The following is an 18098-nucleotide window of genomic DNA, read 5'->3' on the forward strand; positions in this document are numbered from 1 at the left end:
AACCCACCGGGGCGTACAGCTGTGTCGTTGGGGATCAGGCGGAGTGAGCGCGCAGCACCCGGAGACCGCCGCGCCGCTTGACAGCGCGCCGCTCCTCCTCGCTCATTCCGCCCCAGACGCCGGCGTCCTGACCAGACTCGAGTGCCCACTGAAGGCACTGGTCGGTCACGGAGCAGCGCCTGCAGACGGCCTTGGCCTGCTCGACCTGCAGGAGAGCCGGTCCGGACGTCCCAATCGGGAAGAACAGCTCCGGGTCCTCGTCGCGGCAGACAGCATGGTGACGCCAGTCCATGGCGGCAACACTCCTCATTCTGGATGGGTGGCAAACAATTGCTAGTCGTGCTTTTCCTATATGCATCCGCAGTGCCGGTGGTGACAGTTAGCGTCCGACCATTCGGCAGTGCGTGAGCAGGCAGTGATCGCCGGGGACCTGCTGGAACAGCTCAACCTGACGAGCATATCCAGGCAATGTCCCGGTAACTCAAGTTCGCTTGTGAATACTTTCACGAACAGTCGTGATGTCAAGGGTGACGCTCGGAAAAACTCCGGGCGGTGAGCAAGCCCACAACCCATTTGTCCGGGTTCCAGTGCTTTCCTGGTTACCCGCCGTGCCACAGTCGAGGATCAATATAGTACAGTCCGCGTGACATTGCTGACATTTCCGGCACCTGCCCCTCGGTGTGGCGGCGGCCATGTCGATCGGTTGCGGCCACCGTGTCGACCAAGGGCAGTACCCGAGACCTAGCAGATTACTCTCAGTGCGGCGGGAACGGAGGTGAATCTGACTTTCTCCCGCTCGCCGAGATAGTCCCCGTCCAGCTGGAACGCCTGCGGGCGGCTGGAGACCAGCGTGAACTCCGCCGTGTCATGGAGTCGTAACACCTGCCGGCCGCGAGGATTCGGTTGCCGGGACAGGAACTGCGTCACTGTCCGTGTTGTGCTAGCCACCCGGAGCTGACGTAACGCCAGCACATCCAGCCCGAGATCGAACGACGCCGCCGGGTTCGGGTTGACCTCCCGGTCGCCCAGGTACGTCCAGGGCGCCGTGTTCTGGATGATGACGGTGGCCAGCTCGGCCTCCGCCGCCTCACCCGGACGCTCCAGGACGATCGCCGGGTGCCGCCGGTCCGAGGCGAGGAAGTACTGGTTCATGATCGAACGCAGATAGAGCGACGGCGTGGACACCCGCCCCTTCCGCCGAGCCTGCTCCACCCGGTGGATCACCGCGGCGTCCAGGCCGAACCCGGCACAGAAGGTGAAGTAGCGGTCGTCCGCGAGGCCCAGCCCCACCGTCCGGCTCCGGCCCAGCCGCAGCCCTTCCAGGATCATGCTGGTCGCCTCCGGCCACTCCCGGGGCAGGCCCACCGCGCGGGCGAACACGTTTGTCGAGCCACCGGGGACGGTCGCCAGCGCGGGCAGCCGCTCGGCCATCGGGGCACCGCCGGTGCGACTCGGCGGTTCGGCCGTCATCAGGCCGTTCACCACCTCGTTCACCGTGCCATCGCCACCCAGGGTGACGACCAGGTCGACCCCCTCCGCGGCTGCCTCCCGGGCCAACGCCACGGCGTGCCCGCGCCGACGGGTGTAGCGCACGCTGAGATCGACTTCGCTGCGCAGCGCCCGGACGAGCACGTCCCGGCTGCGTTCGCTGGTGGTGGTGGCCTTCGGATTGACCACCAGGACGGCCCGCATGGGCGGCACTGTACCTCTCGGCGGCCCGGGTATCGTGGCGCGCGTGACCATCGACTCGGACCCGATCCCCGTCACGCTCCGCTGGGCGGTCCGGCTGCTGTGGGCGGAGGCGGCCGTCGTCGGGCTGATCGCGGTCGGGCTGGTCTGGGCCGATCTCACGGCCACGCGCACCGACCTGCTGGCGGCGCTGCTGGTGACCGTGTTCGCCATCGGGGCGGCCGTGGCGCTCTGGGCGCTGGGCCGGGCGCTGCTGCGCCGTCAGGCGGGCGCACGGGCCCCCGCGATCGTGCTTCAGCTGATGCTGCTGCCGATCGGGTGGTTCATGATCCAGGCGGGGCTGGGCTGGCTGGGTGTGCCACTGATGGCGCTCGGCTTGGGCGTGGCCTGGCTGCTGATCTGCCCTCCGACGACCCGCGCCCTCGGCTTCGAGTGACCACGCCGGCCCGTCGGGTCGGTCAGTAACCGCCGGAGCGGCGGGTGAGCAGCGCGATCGTGGCCCGACCGTCGGCGGACGTGGCGGACGCCGACGTGGTCAGCGCGGTGAGCACCTTCCAGGCGAACGACGACTCGGCGGGCAGGGTGGCACCACGCACGGTCGGCACGGTCACCTCGACGGTCAGCGCGTCCTCGGTGACCGCGAAGCGGCACTCCAACTCGGCGTCACGGGTGGCGATGGCGAGCAGCATGGCGCACGCCTCGTCGACCGCGATCCGCAGATCCTCGATCTCGTCGAGCGCGAACTGCAACCGGGCCGCGAGACCGGCGGTGGCGGTGCGAAGCACGCCGAGGTAACCGCCGTCGGCAGGCACCGTGAGGTGCACCACGTCGTCGTCGGTTGCTGGCTGGCCAGTCAGTTGAGTCACGCCTCATCCCCCCGGTCGGGGACTCTACCCGGTCAGTCGCCCGTACGCGTGCCGGCGGTGGTGGCCTGGTCGGCCAGCTCGCGGAGCGCGTCGCCACTGAGTCGGTACGGAATCCACTCGCTCATCTGCTCCGCGCCGATCGAGGCGTAGAAGCCGGCGGCCGGATTCCAGTCGAGCATCCACCACTCCAGCCGCCGGTAGCCGCGTCGTACGCAGATGTCGGCCAACGTCGCGAGCAGCAGTCGGCCGGCGCCGGTGCCCCGGGCGGCCGGCCGGACGTAGAGGTCCTCCAGGTAGATGCCGTGCACGCCGGCCCAGGTGGAGAAGTTGAGGAACCACAGCGCGAAGCCGACCGGCTCGTCGTGCTCGTCCACCGCGACGTGACCGAAGAGCGCCGGAGCAGTCGTACGACCGCTCCAGCTCGGCGCGTCTGACGCCACGCCGCGACCCTGAGCAGTCGTGAACAGGGCTGCGGTCAGCTGCTCGGTGGTGAGGTGGCACTGCTGCGGGGCGCGTTCGTACTCGGCCAGCTCGTGCACCATGGCGACGACGGCCGGCACGTCCTCGGGACGTGCCGGCCGGATCGTCGGGATGACCGGTGAGGTCACGCCTTCTTGGTCTCCCAGAAGATCTTCGAGATCTCGTCGATCTTTCCGAGCAGCTTGTCGGCGGTGGCCGGGTCGAGGCTGCCCTTGACGCCACCGGCGCCGGCGAGCTTGGTGGCCTCGTTGAACAGCTGGTGCAGCTGCGGGTACTTCTCGAAGTGCGTGGCCTTGAAGTAGTCGGTCCAGAGCACCCAGAGGTGGTGCTTGACCAGCTCGGCGCGCTGCTCCTTGATGATGATGGCGCGGGTGCGGAACTCCGGGTCGGTGTTCGCCTGGTACTTCTCGCAGATCATTTTGACCGATTCGGCCTCGATCCGGGCCTGAGCCGGGTCGTAGACACCGCACGGCAGGTCGCAGTGAGCGCTCGCGGTGACGCGGGGCGCAAGGATGCGCGGAAGTCGCATCGGGATCCTCCATGGGAAGTTTGCGATGATCAAAGGCGACATTACTCCTGGGAATGCTCCCCGAACCGGGTGGAGGTGAAACCAGTGGCCGCCGATCACCCGGCTGAGGTGCCCCGGTTGCGCGGGCCGCTGACCGCCGTTCTGGTGACCGGCCCGTCCATGGCCCCGACCCTGCGGCATGGCGACGCGGTACTGGTTCGTCCCGGTGGCCGCCCGATTCGCGCCGGCGACGTGGTGGTCGCGGTCTTCCGGACCCGGCCCGATCTGCTGGTGGTGAAGCGTGCGGTCCGGCCGCAGGACGGCGGCTGGTGGCTGCGTGGCGACAACGACCTGATCACCGACGACTCCCGGGCGTACGGGGTGGCCGACGTGCGCGGACGGGTGGTGGCCCGCTACTGGCCGCGCCCCGGACGGGTGCCTCGCCGTCAGTTATGACCCTGCTCACATCCGAGGGGTGGTGTCGACACTATGCTCGGAAAGTGCCCGGGTGACCCCCCGCACCGCGTGCCACCGCTCGCCGCCCACCTCGCGGCGTGGCCGGCCGCCTCACATCTGCTCGACAGATCCTGGAGTCACCACCATGTCTTCGTCCACCGTGGACCCCGCTGATCCCGTCTTCCTGCTGCACCGGGGCGGCAAGATGGCCGTCACCTCGACCGTGCCGCTCACCAGCCGGGAGGACCTCTCCCTGGCGTACACCCCGGGGGTGGCCCGGGTGTGTGAGGCGATCGCCGCCGACCCCGCCCTGGTGGACGACTACACCTGGGTGTCGCACACGGTCGCGGTGGTCACCGACGGCTCGGCGGTGCTCGGGCTGGGCAACATCGGCCCCCGGGCCGCGCTGCCGGTGATGGAGGGCAAGGCGGTGCTGTTCAAGCAGTTCGCCGGGGTGGACGCGGTGCCTGTGTGCCTGGACACCCAGGACGTGGACGAGATCGTCGCGGTGGTGCGGGCGCTGGCGCCCTCGTTCGGTGGGATCAACCTGGAGGACATCAGCGCGCCGCGCTGCTTCGAGATCGAACGTCGGCTCGACGAGGCGCTGGACATCCCGGTCTTCCACGACGACCAGCACGGCACCGCGATCGTGGTGCTCGCCGCGCTGCGCAACGCCGCGACGCTGCTCGACCGCAAGCTCGGTGACCTGCGGGTGGCGGTGAGCGGTGCGGGCGCGGCCGGCGTGGCCGTGACGAAGATGCTGATCGCCGGGGGCGTCAACCCCGACCAGGTGGTGGTCTGTGACTCCAAGGGGATCATCGGCCGGCACCGCACCGAACTGACCGGCACCAAGGCCGAGCTGGCGGCGAGCACCAACGCCGAGGGCCGCCACGGCGACATCACCGAGGCGCTGCGCGACGCGGACGTGCTGGTCGGGGTCTCCGGCGGGCAGATTCCCGAGGCCGCGGTGGCCGGAATGGCGCCAGGCGGGATCGTGTTCGCGCTGGCGAACCCGACCCCCGAGGTGCACCCCGAGGTGGCCGCCCGGCACGTCGCGGTGGTGGCCACCGGGCGCAGCGACTACCCCAACCAGATCAACAACGTGCTGGCCTTCCCCGGGGTGTTCCGCGGCGCGCTGGACGCCGGTGCCACCCGGATCACCGAGGGAATGAAGGTCGCCGCGGCGGACGCCATCGCCGGTGTGGTGGCGGAGTCCCTGACCGCCGACGCGATCGTCCCGTCCCCGCTCGACCCGCGCGTCGCGCCGGCCGTGGCCGAGGCGGTCGCCGAAGCCGCCCGCCGCGACGGCGTCGCCCGCCGCTGAGCGCACGCCTTCTTAACGAGCGCTCAGCTTGTTACCGTGCCGATCATGCGTGCTGCCTTTGCCTCCCGTTTCGACGACGCCGATCCGCTCGCCGCGCTCACCGTCGGCGAGCGGCCCGAGCCGACCCCTCCGGCCGACGACTGGGTGACCGTGCAGTTGCGGGCCACCTCGCTCAACCACCACGACATCTGGTCGCTGCGTGGGGTGGGTCTCACCGAGGCCCAGCTGCCGATGATCCTCGGCTGCGACGCGGTCGGCCTGGACCCGGAGGGGCGCCTGGTGGTCGTCTACCCGGTGGTCGTCACTCCGGGTGACCCGCGCGGGGTCTCCATCCTCTCCGAGCACTTTGCCGGGACGCTCGCCGAGCGGGTGGCCGTACCCCGATCGAACCTGATCCCGCTGCCCGACGGCATGGCGGCGACCGACGCGGCGTGCCTGCCCACGGCCTGGCTGACCGCGTGGCGGATGCTGACCACCAAGGGCCGCGTCGCGGACGCCGACAGCGTGCTGGTCCAGGGCGCGGGCGGTGGCGTGGCCACCGCGGCCGTCGCGCTCGCCGTCGCCATGGGCAAGCGGGTGTACGCGACCAGCCGCGACGCCGTCAAGCGGGACCGGATCTCGGCCCTCGGCGCCATCGCCGTGGAGCCCGGTGCCCGGCTGCCGGAACGGGTCGACGTGGTGATCGAGACGGTCGGCGCGGCCACCTTCGACCACTCGCTGAAGTCGGCCGCGCCGATGGCCCGGATCGTGGTCTCCGGCGCGACCGCCGGGCACGAGCCGTCGGTCAACCTGCGCCGGGTCTTCGCGATGCAGCTGGAGATCCTGGGTACCTCGATGGGCACGCCCGGCGAGCTGTACGAGCTGCTGGCGTTCTGCTCCGACAACGAGGTGCGCCCGGTGGTGGACAGCGTCATCCCGTTCAGCCGGGTCGAGGACGCCTTCGCCCGACTGCACTCCGGCGACGCCTTCGGCAAGGTCGTCATCGACCACACCGCCTGACCCCCGGCTCCGGGCGTTCGCGGCAAGATCCGCCCAACATCAGGGAAACTGCTGCCTCCTGGCGCGGTAAGGCAGCAACATCCCTGATGTTGGGCGGATCTTCGGTCAGTCGACCGGCGGGCCTCAGAGGTGGTCGTCGAAGGTGGCGATGTCGCCGCGCGTCGCGTCGGTGGAGATGCGCTTCTTGGCGTCCGGGTCGCCGTAGAGCGACCAGCGCAGGAACTCGACCGACGTGTCCGAGACGACCCGCAGCGTCGCGCCGTCGCCGAGCAGCGCCCGCCCGTGGTCGCCCTTGGGCAGGCTCAGCATCGCCTTTGGCCAGGGCACCTTGTCGTACGCGGCCTTGCCCGCCGCGTACTCGACCACCTCGTCCAACTCACCGTGCACGAACAACTGTGGGGCGGCCGCACCGGCGAACGCGGTGCCCACGCCGAGCGCCGTGCCCGCGAACACCACACCCGCGTCCAGCCGTTCGTCCCGGCTCGCGGTGAACAGGCCGATGGTGGTCACCCCGCCCGCCGAGTGCCCGGCCGCGGCCACCCGCTCGCCGTCCAACCGGCCCCGCAACGCGTCGCCGGCCTTGCCGTCCAACGCCAAGACCTGATCTAAGGCGTACGACACGTCGGCGGGCTGGTTCAGCACGTCGAGCACGTTGTTGTCCGCGCCTCGGGAGGTGTGCGGGAACGTCGGTGCGGCCACCACGAAACCCGCCGCCGCCCAGCGGGTCAGCAGCGTGGCGTAGTCGTCCGGCCGCCCACCCAGGCCGTGACTGAACATCACCACCGGGAACCGGCCCTCCGCCGCCGTCGCCGACCGCTTGGCCGCGCCGCCGGACTGCCCGGCCGCCGGGTACCAGAGCGTCGTCGGCAGCGCGCGGCCGTCCCGGTTCAGCTTCAGCTGGCGTACGCCGACCGCGAAGGCACGCTGCGGTGCCTTTCCGGGCGGAACCTGCGGTGTCGGCGTGGCGGCGGGCGGTGGTTCGACGGGCGCCTGCTGGCCCTCGGTGTTCCTGGCGTCCGCCGAGCAGCCGACCAGACCGGCCATGAGCACGGCGCTGGCCAGCATGGCGGGGGTGACGCGACGTGGCATGACTCCGATTGTGCCTTGCCCCGCTGACGTGCCCGGCGGACTTCGGCGCGGTGTGCTCGACCGCTCACCTGGCGCCGCGCGGCCGACATCAGGCCGCGGCCCGTTCGGCGAGCGGGCGTCGCCGTCGTGCGGTGTCGGTCAGTGCGCGCGGGGGGAAGGCGGCATTGGGGTTGTACCGGTTCGTTCCGGGCGGGACGATCTCGTCGATCCGGTCGAGGGTCGCGTCGTCCAGGGTGAGCGTGGCGCCCTTGAGCAGGTCCTCCAGTTGCGGCATGGTTCGCGGTCCGATGATCGCCGAGGTGACGGCCGGATGCGCCACGGTGAAGGCGATGGCGAGCTGCGGGAGCGTGCAGCCGATGCTCGCCGCGAGGTCGACGAGCTGTTCCACGATGTCGAGCTTGGCGGCGTTCTCGGCGATCGTGGGGTCGAACTGCGCCGGCCGGAGCACGGCCCGCCCGGTCGACAAGTCGATGGGCTGGTCCCTGCGGTACCTGCCGCTGAGGAACCCGAACGCGAGCGGGCTCCAGACCAGCACTCCCATGCCGTAGCGCTGGCAGACCGGGAGGGTCGACGCCTCGACCCCGCGGGCCAGGATCGAGTACGGCGGCTGTTCGGTGCGGAGGCGTCCGAGGCCACGACGCTCGGACACCTGGTGCGCCTCGACGATCTCCTCGGCCGGGAACGTCGAGCAGCCGAAGGCGCGGATCTTCCCGTCGCGGACGAGGTCGGTGAGCACCGAGAGGGTCTCCTCGATGTCGGTCGAGGGGTCGGGACGGTGGATCTGGTAGAGGTCGATCCAGTCGGTGTTCAACCGCCGGAGGCTGCCCTCGACGGCCTTGAGGATCCACCGCCGCGAGTTGCCACCCTGGTTGGGGCCCTCGCCCATCGGAAAGTGCACCTTGGTGGCCAGCACGACGTCGTCCCGGCGCCCCCGCAGCGCCTTGCCCACGATCTCCTCGGACTCACCCCGGCCATACATGTCGGCAGTGTCGACGACGTTGATGCCCTGGTCGAGGGCGGTGTGGACGATGCGGACGCAGTCGTCGTGGTCGGGGTTGCCGACGGCGCCGAACATCATGGTCCCGAGGCAGTGGGTGCTGACCTCGATGCCGGTGCCGCCGAGGGTGCGATAGCGCATGTCGATGCTCCTTGGCTGATTGAGTGACGATCACCGCGCACCCTAGGAGCTAGAGTCGGCTCTAGGTCAACCCTCGTTACCCTGCTCGGCATGGCTGAGGTCACCGCGACTTTGAGCATCGGTCAGGTCGCCGAACGCACCGGCTTGAGCGTGCACACCCTCCGCTTCTACGAGCAGCAGGGCGTCTTCGTCAGCCCGGTGCGCCGGGGGCCTGGTGGGCGGCGCAGCTACACCGAGGACGACGTGGACTGGCTGGGCGTCTGCATCATCCTTCGCGCCTCCGGCATGCCACTTCCCGCGCTCCGCCGCTACGCCGAGCTCGTTCGGGAAGGCGCCGGCAACGAGGAGGAACGACTCGCGCTGCTGCGCGAGCACCACGGGCAGGTCACCACCCAGCTCGACAGGCTCACCCAGTGTCTGGACCTGATCACCTTCAAGGTCGGGGTGTACGAGGATCTGCTCGACCCGGAACGGTGAGCAGCCGGACCAGGTCGTCGGCGTCCTTCGGGCGGCGGGGGCGTTCCGGCATCCAGACCGGGTACATCTGCTTGAACTCGATCTGGGCCGCCACCGAGATGGTCGGCACGGTGAGCGGGCCGATCCGGCCGGGCGGGGCGTCCAGCATCCCGCGGGCAGTGGGTGCGTCGGCCGGGTCAGTGGGCCGGGCGGGACTCGTAACTGGTCAGGGTGGGGGAGTGGGCGTCGGCGGGTAGGCGGGCACCGGCGGTGCGGTCGCCGTAGAGGGTCCAGCGCAGGAAGTCGGTGGTGGTGGCGAGGACCGGGGCGAAACCCGGGTGGCCCGGCGTGAGGTAGGCGCCGTGGTCCTGGCCGAGCAGGCTGAGGAACGCGGCCGGCCCGGGGTTACGCGCGTACGCGGCCCGGCCGACCGTCACCGGCACCACCGGGTCGGCCGTGCCGTGCACGAAGAGCACCGGCGCGGCCGGCCCGGCGAAGCTGCCCGGCAGCCCGCCGCCGGCGATCACGATCCCGGCGCGCAGCGGGGCCGGGTGGCCCTCGCTGAACATGCCGGTGGTGGTGAAGCCGCCCGCCGAGTGCCCGGCGGCGGCGACCGAGGTCAGGTCGAGGTGCCCGGCGAGGGGATCGGCGCGGTTCCGGTCGAGGCCGCCCAGGTACCGGATCAGTCGCCAGGCGTCGGCCGGCTGGTGGCGTACGTCGGCCCGGGTGAAGTGGGCGGCACCCTGGCGGGTGTGCGGGTACGCGGGTGCGGCCACCACGAAACCGGCCGCCGCCCAGCGGGTGGTCAGGCCGGCGTGCAGCTCGGGCAGGCTGCCCAGCCCGTGGCTGTAGACCACCACCGGGAACCGCCCGGCCGCCACCCGACCGGTCGACGCCGGATACCAGATCGTCACCGGCAGGGGGCGCGCCGAGCGCGGATCGAGGGTGAGCGTACGCACGCCGACGGCGTACGACCCCTCGGGCGCCCGGCGCGCCGACACCGGCCCGGTGGCCCCGCCGGCCACGGCCGTGGCCGGCGCACAACCGGCCAGCAGCGCTGTCACCAGTACGGCCATCAGCCGGCCCGCCCCCATCGTTCCACGGTAGGTGCCCGGGCGGGCGTAGCGGCCCCGCCGTCTGGCTCGGGTGCTTACGCCACCCGGTCGGGTCACCTCCGCCGGCCGGGTCCACCCCTGGGACGCCGTGGGCCGGGGACGGTGCCGCGTGACCAGCTTCGCTAGGGTCACCGACATGCCTGAGAACTACACGGACCCCAGCGGCAACACCGAGGCGTTCCGCGCCTTCAACCAGACGCCGGAGGCCGCGGCGCCGACGGAGGCCCCGTCCCGCCTGCCGCTCATCATCGGTGCGGCAGTGGTCGTCGTGGTGCTGGTGGCACTCGTCGCCTGGTTGGCGACTGGCTGATCCTGTCGCCTGGCTGGCGACCGGCTGATCGAGTCGCCTGGCTGGCGACTGGCTGAACGGATCTACCGATTCGCGCGCACCCTCGGGCCTCCCGGGGGTGTGCGCCGCAGTGGCGTCAGGCCGCCGCGACCACGTCCCGGGTCTGCCGGGCGATCTCCCGCTCCTCGTCGGTGCGGATGACGCAGACGCTCACCTCGGCACCATCGGGCGAGATCAACCGGTCGCCCTCGCCGTCGTTGCGGGCGTCGTCCACGGTGATGCCGAGCCGGCCCAGGCCGGCCAGCACGGCAGCCCGCACCGGCGCGGCGTGCTCGCCGACCCCGGCGGTGAAGGTGATCGCGTCGACCCGGCCGAGCAGCGCGTAGTACGCCCCGACGTACTCGGTGATGCGCCGGCAGTACACGTCGAAGGCCAGCGCCGCCGCCCGGTCACCGGCCGCTCGGCGTTCGAGCACCTCGCGCATGTCGTTGACGCCGGTCAGCCCGAGCAGGCCACTGCGGTGGTTGAGTAGGTCGTCGATGTCGTCCACCGACAGCCCGCCCTCCCGGCGCAGGTGGAAGATGACTGTCGGGTCCACGTCGCCGCTGCGGGTGCCCATCACCAGCCCCTGCAACGGGGACATGCCCATCGAGGTGGCGACGCTGCGACCGTTCGCCACCGCGCAGGCGCTGGCCCCGTTGCCCAGGTGCAGGGTGATCGTGTTGACCTGCTCGTAGGGGCGGCCCAGCAACTCGGCGGTGCGCCGGGACACGTACGCGTGCGAGGTGCCGTGGAAGCCGTACCGGCGGATGTCGTACCGCTCGGCGGTGTCCCGGTCGATCGCGTACGTCGCGGCGGCCTCCGGCAGGGTGTGGTGGAACGCGGTGTCGAAGACGGCGACCTGCGGGACGTCCGGCAGCGCCGCGCGGGCCACCTCGATGCCGGCCAGGTTGGCCGGGTTGTGCAGCGGGGCGAGCGGCACCAGGTCCTTGATCGCGGCCAGCACCGCGTCGTCGACCAGCACCGGCGCGCTGAACGTCCGGCCACCGTGCACCACCCGGTGCCCGACCGCCGCCAGCCCGGTCAGGTCCAGCCCGTCCAGGATCTGCCGGACCGCGTCGGCGTGGTCCGCCGGGCCGCCACCGGGCTCACCGATCCGCTCGACGGTGCCGTGGTCGAGCGCCCGGTCACCGTCGTAGCGGCGCCACTTCACCGACGACGACCCGCAGTTGAGCACCAGCACCCGACTCACGACGCCTCCTCGGTGGCCGCCTGGATGGCGGTGATCGCCACCGTGTTGACGATGTCCGGCACTCCGGCGCCCCGGGACAGGTCGTTCACCGGACGGCGCAGGCCCTGCATGACCGGGCCGACGGCGACCGCCCCGGCGGAACGCTGCACCGCCTTGTACGTGTTGTTGCCGGTGTTCAGATCCGGGAAGATGAAGACCGTGGCGTGGCCGGCGACCGGGCTGCCCGGCAGCTTCGTCGCCGCCACCGCCGGGTCGATCGCCGCGTCGTACTGGATGGGCCCCTCGACCAGCAGGTCGGGCCGGCGCTCCCGGACCAGCGCGGTGGCCGCGGCGACCTTCTCCACGTCCGCGCCCGCACCGGAGCTGCCCGTGGAGTACGACAGCATGGCCACCCGGGGTTCGATGCCGAACCGGGCGGCGGTGTCGGCCGACGAGATCGCGATGTCGGCGAGCTGGGCCGCGTCCGGGTCGCGGTTGACCGCGCAGTCGCCGTAGACCAGCACCCGGTCGGCGAGCAGCATGAAGAAGACGCTGGAGGCCACCGAGACGTCCGGCAGCGTACGGATGATCTCGAACGCCGGTCGGATGGTCGCGGCGGTGGTGTGCGTCGCACCGGAGACCATGCCGTCGGCGCGGCCGGTGGCCACCATCAGTGTGCCGAAGTAGTTGGGCTGCGCCACGATGTCGTGCGCCAATTCGGCGGTGACGCCACGGTGGGCGCGCAGCCGGGCGTACTCGGCGGCGAAGTCGTCGCGCCACCCGCTGGTGACCGGGTCGACCACCTGCGCGTCGCCGAGGTCGATGCCCAGTTCGCGGGTGCGCCGGGCAATGTCGTCCGGCCGGCCGAGCACCGTCAGCTCAGCCACCCCACGGCGCAGCAGGATCTCCGCCGCGCGCAGGATCCGCTCGTCGGTGCCCTCCGGCAGCACGAGGTGCCGGGGCTTGGAGCGGGCCCGGTCGATCAGCTCGTTCTCGAACATCAGTGGGGTGACCCGCGCCGACCGGCTGACCCGCAGCCGACGAGCCAGGTCGTCGGTGTCCACACAACGTTCGAACGCGCCGAGCGCGGCCTCCACCTTGCGGGGATTGGCCACGCTGGGCCGACCCTCGATACGACTGGACGCGGCCACCGTGTCGTAGCTGTCGCTGCGTACGGAGAGCACCGCCAGCCCGGTGTTGAGCCCCTCCACCAGCCGCATGACCCGGGGGTCGGGCTGCTCGCCGAGGGTGAGCACCAGCCCGGCCACCGACACCTGCCCGGCCACGTGCGCCGCGCTCGCGGCGACGAGCAGGTCGGCCCGGTCCCCAGGGGTGATCACCAGGGCGCCCTCGGTGAGGTGGCCCAGCAGGGTCGGCACATGCGCCGCGCCGACCACGAAGTCCAGCACGTCGCGACCGAGCGCGGCGTCGTCCCCGGCCAGCAGGGTGGCGCCGAGCGCCGCCGCCACCTCGGCCACCGTCGGCGCCGAGACGCTCGGCACCTCCGGGATGGCGTACGCGGGCACCGGCAGGTCGGGCAGCGTCATCGGCTCGGTCACCCGGTTGGCGATCACCGCGAGCACTGTCGCGCCCAGGTCGGCCAGATCGTGGTACGCCCCCCGCACGGCCGACGCGACCGCCGCAGGCTCCTGCCCGAAGCCGTCCACCACCGGCACCACCACGCTGCCGAACTCGGTGGCCAGCCGGGCGTTGAAGGCCAGCTCCCGGGGGCGGGCCGGATCGCCCGGGTCGTCGAAGTCGCTGCCCACCACGACCACCGCCGGGCACTGCCGCTCCACCGCCCGGTAGCGCTCGACGATGGCGGAGATCAGCTCCTCCCGTCGACCGTCGGCGACAAGCGCCGCGGCCTCGGCGTAGCTCGCCCCGGCCAACTCGGACAGCGGCACCTCGACCCGGTACCGCTCGCTGAGCAGGGCGAGGATCGGGTCCTGGCCGCTGTCGGCCACCAGCGGCCGGAACACGCCGATCCGTCCGACCTGGCGGGACAGCAGCTCCGCCAGCCCGAGGGCAATCGTCGACTTGCCCCCGCCGGACCCCACGCTCGTGAGGTAAACACTCCGAGCCACGTTCCCACCCCCTGCCCGTTGATCAAGAAGTTTGCGTCAGCTCCGGCCCTCATCGTGACCGAAACTTCTTGATCACCGGGTACGGAACGGGTTAGGCGTCTTCGTCGTCGGGGTCGTCTAGGCGGGCCAGGTAGGTTGCCAGGCGCTCGATGGGGGTTTCGAAGTCGGGGTTGAGGTCCACGAAGTCGCGCAGGCGCTCGCCCAGCCACTCCAGGGTCACCTGCTCCTCGCCCCGGCGCTCGACCAACTCCTCGATGCCGCGGTCGGTGAAGTACATGGGTACGTCCTCGTGCTCGGCCCGGCTCCGGACCGGGCGGTGGGTGGGTGGTGGACCGGCGGGGACCTACGAGAGCCGGGGCAGGACCGTGGTGAAACGGTTCTGCCCCGGCTCCGTGCTCAGGTCAGGTCACGGGCGGGGGAGAGCCGCCTCGATCAGCGCGTTCTGCTCGACCTCGTGGGTCTTGGCCGAGCCGACCGCCGGGGCGGCCGCGGCCGGGCGGGAGATCCGTCGCAGCCGCACGTCCGTGAGGTGCTCCAGCAGGTTGAGCGCGACGAAGGACCAGCCACCCTGGTTGGCCGGCTCCTCCTGCACCCAGGCGAAGTCCTCCGCGTTCGGGAACTGCGCGAGCGCGGCCCGGATCTCCTCCACCGGCAGCGGGTAGAGCTGCTCGAGCCGGAGGATCGCGGTGTCGGTGACGCCGCGCTCCTGGCGGGCCTGGAACAGGTCGTAGTAGACCTTGCCGGAGCAGAGCAGCACCCGCTTCACCGCCTCCGATGCCGGGGCGGCCGTGTCGCGCAGCACCGGCTGGAAGGTGCCGGTGGTGAAGTCCTCCACCGACGAGACGCAGAGCTTGTGCCGCAGCAGCGACTTCGGCGTGAACACCACAAGCGGCTTGCGCTTGGGCGACAGGGCCTGACGGCGCAGCAGGTGGAAGTAGTTCGCCGGGGTGGTCGGGATGGACACCCGCATGTTGTCCTCGGCGCACATCTGCAGGAACCGCTCCGGCCGGCCGGAGGTGTGGTCCGGGCCCTGACCCTCGTGGCCGTGCGGCAGCAGCAGGGTGATGGCGGAGCGCTGGCCCCACTTCACCTCACCGGACGAGATGAACTCGTCGATCACCGACTGGGCGCCGTTGACGAAGTCGCCGAACTGGGCCTCCCAGGCGACGAGGGCGTTGATGTTCTCCACCGAGTAGCCGTACTCGAAGCCCATCGCCGCGTACTCGCTGAGCAGCGAGTCGTGCACGAAGAACCGGGAGCGCTCGCCGTCACTGGTGAGCGACTTCAGCGGCAGGTAGTCGTCGCCGGTGCGGGAGTCGACCACCGAGGCGTGCCGCTGCACGAACGTGCCGCGACGCGAGTCCTGGCCGGCGAGCCGGACGGTGACCCCGTCGTGCAGCAGCGCCCCGAGCGCGATGATCTCGCCGAAGCCCCAGTCGATGTTGCCCTCGACGGACATCTTGGCCCGCCGGTCCAGCAGTTGCTGGATCCGCTTGTGCGGGGTGAAGCCCTCCGGCAGGTTGATGTGCGCCTCGCCGATGGCCTTGACCACGGACGCGTCGGTGGCGGTGTCGACCTGCGGCTCCGGCTCCTCCTCGCGGCGCGGCCGGTTCAGCTGGCGCGGTGCCGAGGCGGCGTCCCGGGTGGCCTTGAAGACCTTCTCCAACTGCGCCTGGTAGTCGCGCAGCAGCTCCTCCGCGTCCTCCACGGTGATGTCACCGCGGCCGATCAGCTCCTCGGTGTAGAGCTTGCGGACCGAGCGCTTCGAGTCAATGATCTTGTACATCTGAGGGTTGGACATCGACGGGTCGTCGCCCTCGTTGTGCCCGCGCCGGCGGTAGCAGACCATGTCGATCACGACGTCCTTGTTGAACGTCTGCCGGTACTCGAACGCCAGCCGGGCCACCCGGACCACGGCCTCCGGGTCGTCGCCGTTCACGTGGAAGATCGGCGCCTGGATCATCCGGGCCACGTCGGTGCTGTAGAGGCTGGACCGGCTGTACTCCGGGGCGGTGGTGAAACCGACCTGGTTGTTGACCACCACGTGCACGGTGCCGCCGGTGCGGTAGCCGCGCAGCTGCGACAGGTTGAGCGTCTCGGCCACCACGCCCTGCCCGGCGAAGGCGGCGTCACCGTGCACCGCGAGCGGCAGCACGGTGTAGCCCTCCAGCTTGAGGTCGATCCGGTCCTGCTTGGCCCGGACGATGCCCTCCAGCACCGGGTCGACGGCCTCCAGGTGCGACGGGTTGGCCACCACCGACACCTTGACCGCGTGCTCGCCGTCCGGAGTGGTGAACTTGCCGTTCTGACCCAGGTGGTACTTCACGTCGCCGGAGCCCTGCGTCGAGCGCGGGTCCAGGTGACCCTCGAACTCCGAGAAGATCTTCTCGTACGGCTTGCCGACGATGTTGGCCAGCACGTTGAGCCGACCCCGGTGGGCCATGCCGATGACGACCTCGTCCAGCCCGTTCTCGGCGGAGGACTCCAGCACCTCACCGAGCAGCGGGATCAGCGACTCGCCGCCCTCCAGCGAGAAGCGCTTCTGGCCGACGTACTTCGTCTGGAGGAAGGTCTCGAACGCCTCGGCCGCGTTGAGCCGGTTGAGCACGTGCTTCTGCTCGTCGGCGGACGGCTTCTCGTACTTGCGCTCGATCCGTTCCTGGACCCAGCGCCGCTCCTCCGGGTCCTGGATGTGCATGTACTCGATGCCGACCCGGCGGCAGTACGAGTCGCGCAGCACGCCGAGGATCTCGCGCAGCTTCATCCGCTGCCGGCCGGCGAAGCCGTTGACCGGGAACTCGCGGTCCAGGTCCCACAGGGTGAGCCCGTGCTGGAGGACGTCCAGGTCGGGGTGCTTGCGGATCTTGAATTCCAGCGGGTCGGTGTCGGCCATCAGGTGACCGCGCACCCGGTACGCGTGGATCAGCTCGTGCACCCGGGCGGTCTTGTTGATCTGACCCTCGGAGTTGACCGCGACGTCGCGCATCCAGCGCACCGGCTCGTACGGAATGCGCAGCGCGGTGAAGATCTGGTCGTAGAAGCCGTGCTCGCCCAGGATCAGCTCGTGCATCACCTTGAGGAACTCGCCGGACTGCGCGCCCTGGATGATCCGGTGGTCGTACGTGCTGGTCAGCGTGATGATCTTGCTGACCGCCAGCTCGGCCAGGGTGGCCTCGGACATCCCCTGGTAGGGGGCCGGGTACTCCATCGCGCCGACGCCGATGATCGCGCTCTGCCCCTGCATGAGCCGCGGCATCGAGTGCACGGTGCCGATGCCGCCCGGGTTGGTCAGCGAGATCGTGGTGCCGGAGTAGTCCTCCATGGTCAGCTCGTTACGCCGCGCCCGTCGGACCACGTCCTCGTACGCCTGCCAGAACTGCCGGAAGTCCATCTGCTCGCAGCCCTTGATGGAGGGGACCACCAGGTTGCGGCTGCCGTCCGGCTTGGCCAGGTCGATCGCGATGCCGAGGTTGACGTGTGCCGGGCGGACCACCGCCGGCTTGCCGTTGGCCTCGGCGAAGGAGTTGTTCATCTCGGGGTGCTGGACCAGCGCGCGCACCATCGCGTAGCCGACCAGGTGGGTGAAGCTGACCTTGCCGCCCCGCCCACGGGCGAGGTGGTTGTTGATCACGATGCGGTTGTCCACCAGCAGCTTGGCCGGGACCGCGCGCACGCTGGTCGCGGTGGGCACGCTCAGCGAGGCGTCCATGTTCTGGACGATCTTCGCGGCGACGCCCCGCAACGGCGTGGTCTGCGCGCCGTCGGCGCTCGGCGCGGCGGCCTTGGCGGCCGGCTTGGCCGGGGCGGCCTTCTCCGGCGTGGCCTTGGGCGCGGCCGGAGCGGCGGGCTTGGCCGGCGCGGGCTGGGCGGCGGCCGGCTTGCTCGCGGTCGCCGGCTTGGCCGGGGCGCTCGGCTGGGCGACCGTGGCGGCTGCCTCCGGCTGGCCGTCGGGCTCGGGAGCGGCGGCCGGCTTGTCCGACGATTCGGCGCCGCGCGGGGTCCCCGCGCCCGGTGCCGGTCGGTAGTCGGCGAAGAAGTCGTGCCAGGCCGAATCGACGCTCGATGGGTCGGCGAGGTAGCGCTGGTACATCTCCTCGACGATCCACTCATTCGGGCCGAAACCCGCCAGTGGGTTCTCCTGCGAAGTCTGCTGGGTCGACACGGCCGGTAATCGCCTCTTTCACGCGGGTTTGTGTGGCACGCGGTGTGTCCGTCGCGCCCGGTTAGGAGCACGGACTGGACGGCTCCCAGGCTACGCCGTACCGATCCCGCAGGCATTTCCGCCTCGGTCCCGTGGCCGGTTTCACAGAAGATGCCAGAAGTTCAGCAACGCCTGCGCGCCCCGTCGACGACTGCTACGGCAGACGACTG

The 18098-nt window shown here is 71.0% G+C and carries 19 protein-coding genes; 6 read left to right on the forward strand and 13 right to left on the reverse strand.

Translation table 11 applies throughout. From position 1 onward, the window contains the following. Positions 1-34 precede the first annotated feature (34 nt). A complete protein-coding gene (locus ACIBD9_RS18775) occupies positions 35-292 on the reverse strand; it encodes a WhiB family transcriptional regulator (protein WP_007072794.1) in 258 nt (85 codons plus the stop codon). A 449-nt stretch (positions 293-741) separates the two neighbouring features. Further along, positions 742-1692 carry a diacylglycerol/lipid kinase family protein gene (locus ACIBD9_RS18780; protein ID WP_396719227.1) on the reverse strand — a complete coding sequence of 317 codons (951 nt, stop codon included), beginning with the start codon at positions 1690-1692 and terminating at the stop codon, positions 742-744. A gap of 43 nt (positions 1693-1735) precedes the next feature. Between ACIBD9_RS18780 and ACIBD9_RS18785 the strand changes: the two genes are divergently transcribed. Then, positions 1736-2125, forward strand: a complete 390-nt coding sequence (locus ACIBD9_RS18785) for a hypothetical protein (RefSeq protein WP_396719229.1) — start codon at positions 1736-1738, stop codon at positions 2123-2125. A 22-nt stretch (positions 2126-2147) separates the two neighbouring features. On the opposite strand, the gene ACIBD9_RS18790 is transcribed toward ACIBD9_RS18785, so the two are convergent. Genes ACIBD9_RS18790 through sodN form a run of 3 tightly spaced genes read right to left on the reverse strand, consistent with a single transcriptional unit; the run spans position 2148 to position 3564 of the window. Beyond that, positions 2148-2555 (reverse strand): ATP-binding protein, encoded by a 408-nt coding sequence (locus tag ACIBD9_RS18790; RefSeq protein WP_030336681.1) that lies wholly within the window; start codon positions 2553-2555, stop codon positions 2148-2150. 32 nt (positions 2556-2587) lie between these two features. Further along, a complete protein-coding gene (locus ACIBD9_RS18795) occupies positions 2588-3163 on the reverse strand; it encodes a GNAT family N-acetyltransferase (protein WP_396719231.1) in 576 nt (191 codons plus the stop codon). Further along, positions 3160-3564 (reverse strand): superoxide dismutase, Ni, encoded by a 405-nt coding sequence (gene sodN / locus ACIBD9_RS18800; protein WP_203149355.1) that lies wholly within the window; start codon positions 3562-3564, stop codon positions 3160-3162. The genes ACIBD9_RS18795 and sodN overlap by 4 nt, the downstream gene beginning before the upstream one ends. A gap of 84 nt (positions 3565-3648) precedes the next feature. Between sodN and ACIBD9_RS18805 the strand changes: the two genes are divergently transcribed. The 3 genes from ACIBD9_RS18805 (at position 3649) to ACIBD9_RS18815 (ending at position 6322) form a co-directional block, all read left to right on the forward strand. Further along, entirely contained in the window at positions 3649-3999 is a 351-nt protein-coding gene (locus tag ACIBD9_RS18805) for a S24/S26 family peptidase (protein ID WP_238687480.1), read from the forward strand. Positions 4000-4144: 145 nt separating this feature from the next. Next, on the forward strand, positions 4145-5323 hold the full coding sequence (locus ACIBD9_RS18810) for an NADP-dependent malic enzyme (protein WP_396719234.1): 1179 nt from the start codon (positions 4145-4147) through the stop codon (positions 5321-5323). A 36-nt stretch (positions 5324-5359) separates the two neighbouring features. Beyond that, on the forward strand, positions 5360-6322 hold the full coding sequence (locus tag ACIBD9_RS18815; RefSeq protein ID WP_387168820.1) for a zinc-binding dehydrogenase: 963 nt from the start codon (positions 5360-5362) through the stop codon (positions 6320-6322). A 123-nt stretch (positions 6323-6445) separates the two neighbouring features. On the opposite strand, the gene ACIBD9_RS18820 is transcribed toward ACIBD9_RS18815, so the two are convergent. Both ACIBD9_RS18820 and ACIBD9_RS18825 read right to left on the reverse strand, forming a co-directional pair. Next, positions 6446-7411 carry an alpha/beta hydrolase family protein gene (locus tag ACIBD9_RS18820; protein ID WP_396719236.1) on the reverse strand — a complete coding sequence of 322 codons (966 nt, stop codon included), beginning with the start codon at positions 7409-7411 and terminating at the stop codon, positions 6446-6448. 88 nt (positions 7412-7499) lie between these two features. Next, entirely contained in the window at positions 7500-8549 is a 1050-nt protein-coding gene (locus tag ACIBD9_RS18825; RefSeq protein ID WP_396719238.1) for an aldo/keto reductase, read from the reverse strand. Between the two features lie 90 nt (positions 8550-8639). Here ACIBD9_RS18825 and ACIBD9_RS18830 point away from each other — a divergent pair, with 90 nt between their 5' ends. After that, entirely contained in the window at positions 8640-9026 is a 387-nt protein-coding gene (locus ACIBD9_RS18830) for a MerR family transcriptional regulator (RefSeq protein ID WP_396719240.1), read from the forward strand. Here ACIBD9_RS18830 and ACIBD9_RS18835 read toward each other — a convergent pair. Together ACIBD9_RS18835 and ACIBD9_RS18840 are read right to left on the reverse strand one after the other, a co-directional pair. Further along, complete coding sequence (locus ACIBD9_RS18835) at positions 8983-9174, reverse strand: hypothetical protein (protein WP_396719242.1); 192 nt, start codon at positions 9172-9174, stop codon at positions 8983-8985. The genes ACIBD9_RS18830 and ACIBD9_RS18835 overlap by 44 nt on opposite strands. Before the next feature lie 28 nt (positions 9175-9202). Then, a complete protein-coding gene (locus tag ACIBD9_RS18840) occupies positions 9203-10099 on the reverse strand; it encodes an alpha/beta hydrolase family protein (protein ID WP_396719244.1) in 897 nt (298 codons plus the stop codon). A gap of 157 nt (positions 10100-10256) precedes the next feature. On the opposite strand from ACIBD9_RS18840, the gene ACIBD9_RS18845 reads away from it, so the two are divergent. Next, a complete protein-coding gene (locus tag ACIBD9_RS18845) occupies positions 10257-10430 on the forward strand; it encodes a hypothetical protein (RefSeq protein ID WP_238677859.1) in 174 nt (57 codons plus the stop codon). 115 nt (positions 10431-10545) lie between these two features. Here the strand turns inward: ACIBD9_RS18845 and ACIBD9_RS18850 are convergent, their stop codons facing one another. From ACIBD9_RS18850 to ACIBD9_RS18865, 4 genes are all read right to left on the reverse strand, one after another. Further along, positions 10546-11661 (reverse strand): acetate/propionate family kinase, encoded by a 1116-nt coding sequence (locus ACIBD9_RS18850; protein ID WP_396719246.1) that lies wholly within the window; start codon positions 11659-11661, stop codon positions 10546-10548. Continuing rightward, on the reverse strand, positions 11658-13727 hold the full coding sequence (gene pta, locus ACIBD9_RS18855; protein WP_396719248.1) for a phosphate acetyltransferase: 2070 nt from the start codon (positions 13725-13727) through the stop codon (positions 11658-11660). The genes ACIBD9_RS18850 and pta overlap by 4 nt, the downstream gene beginning before the upstream one ends. Positions 13728-13818: 91 nt before the next feature. Next, the gene (locus tag ACIBD9_RS18860) at positions 13819-14004 is read right to left on the reverse strand and encodes a DUF6104 family protein (protein WP_030490374.1); all 186 of its coding nucleotides are present in this window, start codon (positions 14002-14004) and stop codon (positions 13819-13821) included. 129 nt (positions 14005-14133) lie between these two features. Continuing rightward, positions 14134-17889, reverse strand: coding sequence for a multifunctional oxoglutarate decarboxylase/oxoglutarate dehydrogenase thiamine pyrophosphate-binding subunit/dihydrolipoyllysine-residue succinyltransferase subunit (locus ACIBD9_RS18865; RefSeq protein ID WP_396719250.1), 3756 nt, complete (start codon positions 17887-17889; stop codon positions 14134-14136). Between the last annotated feature and the right edge of the window lie 209 nt (positions 17890-18098).

It is taken from the genome of Micromonospora sp. NPDC050784 (genome assembly GCF_044456765.1).
Taxonomy (GTDB): Bacteria; Actinomycetota; Actinomycetes; order Mycobacteriales; family Micromonosporaceae; genus Micromonospora; species Micromonospora foliorum.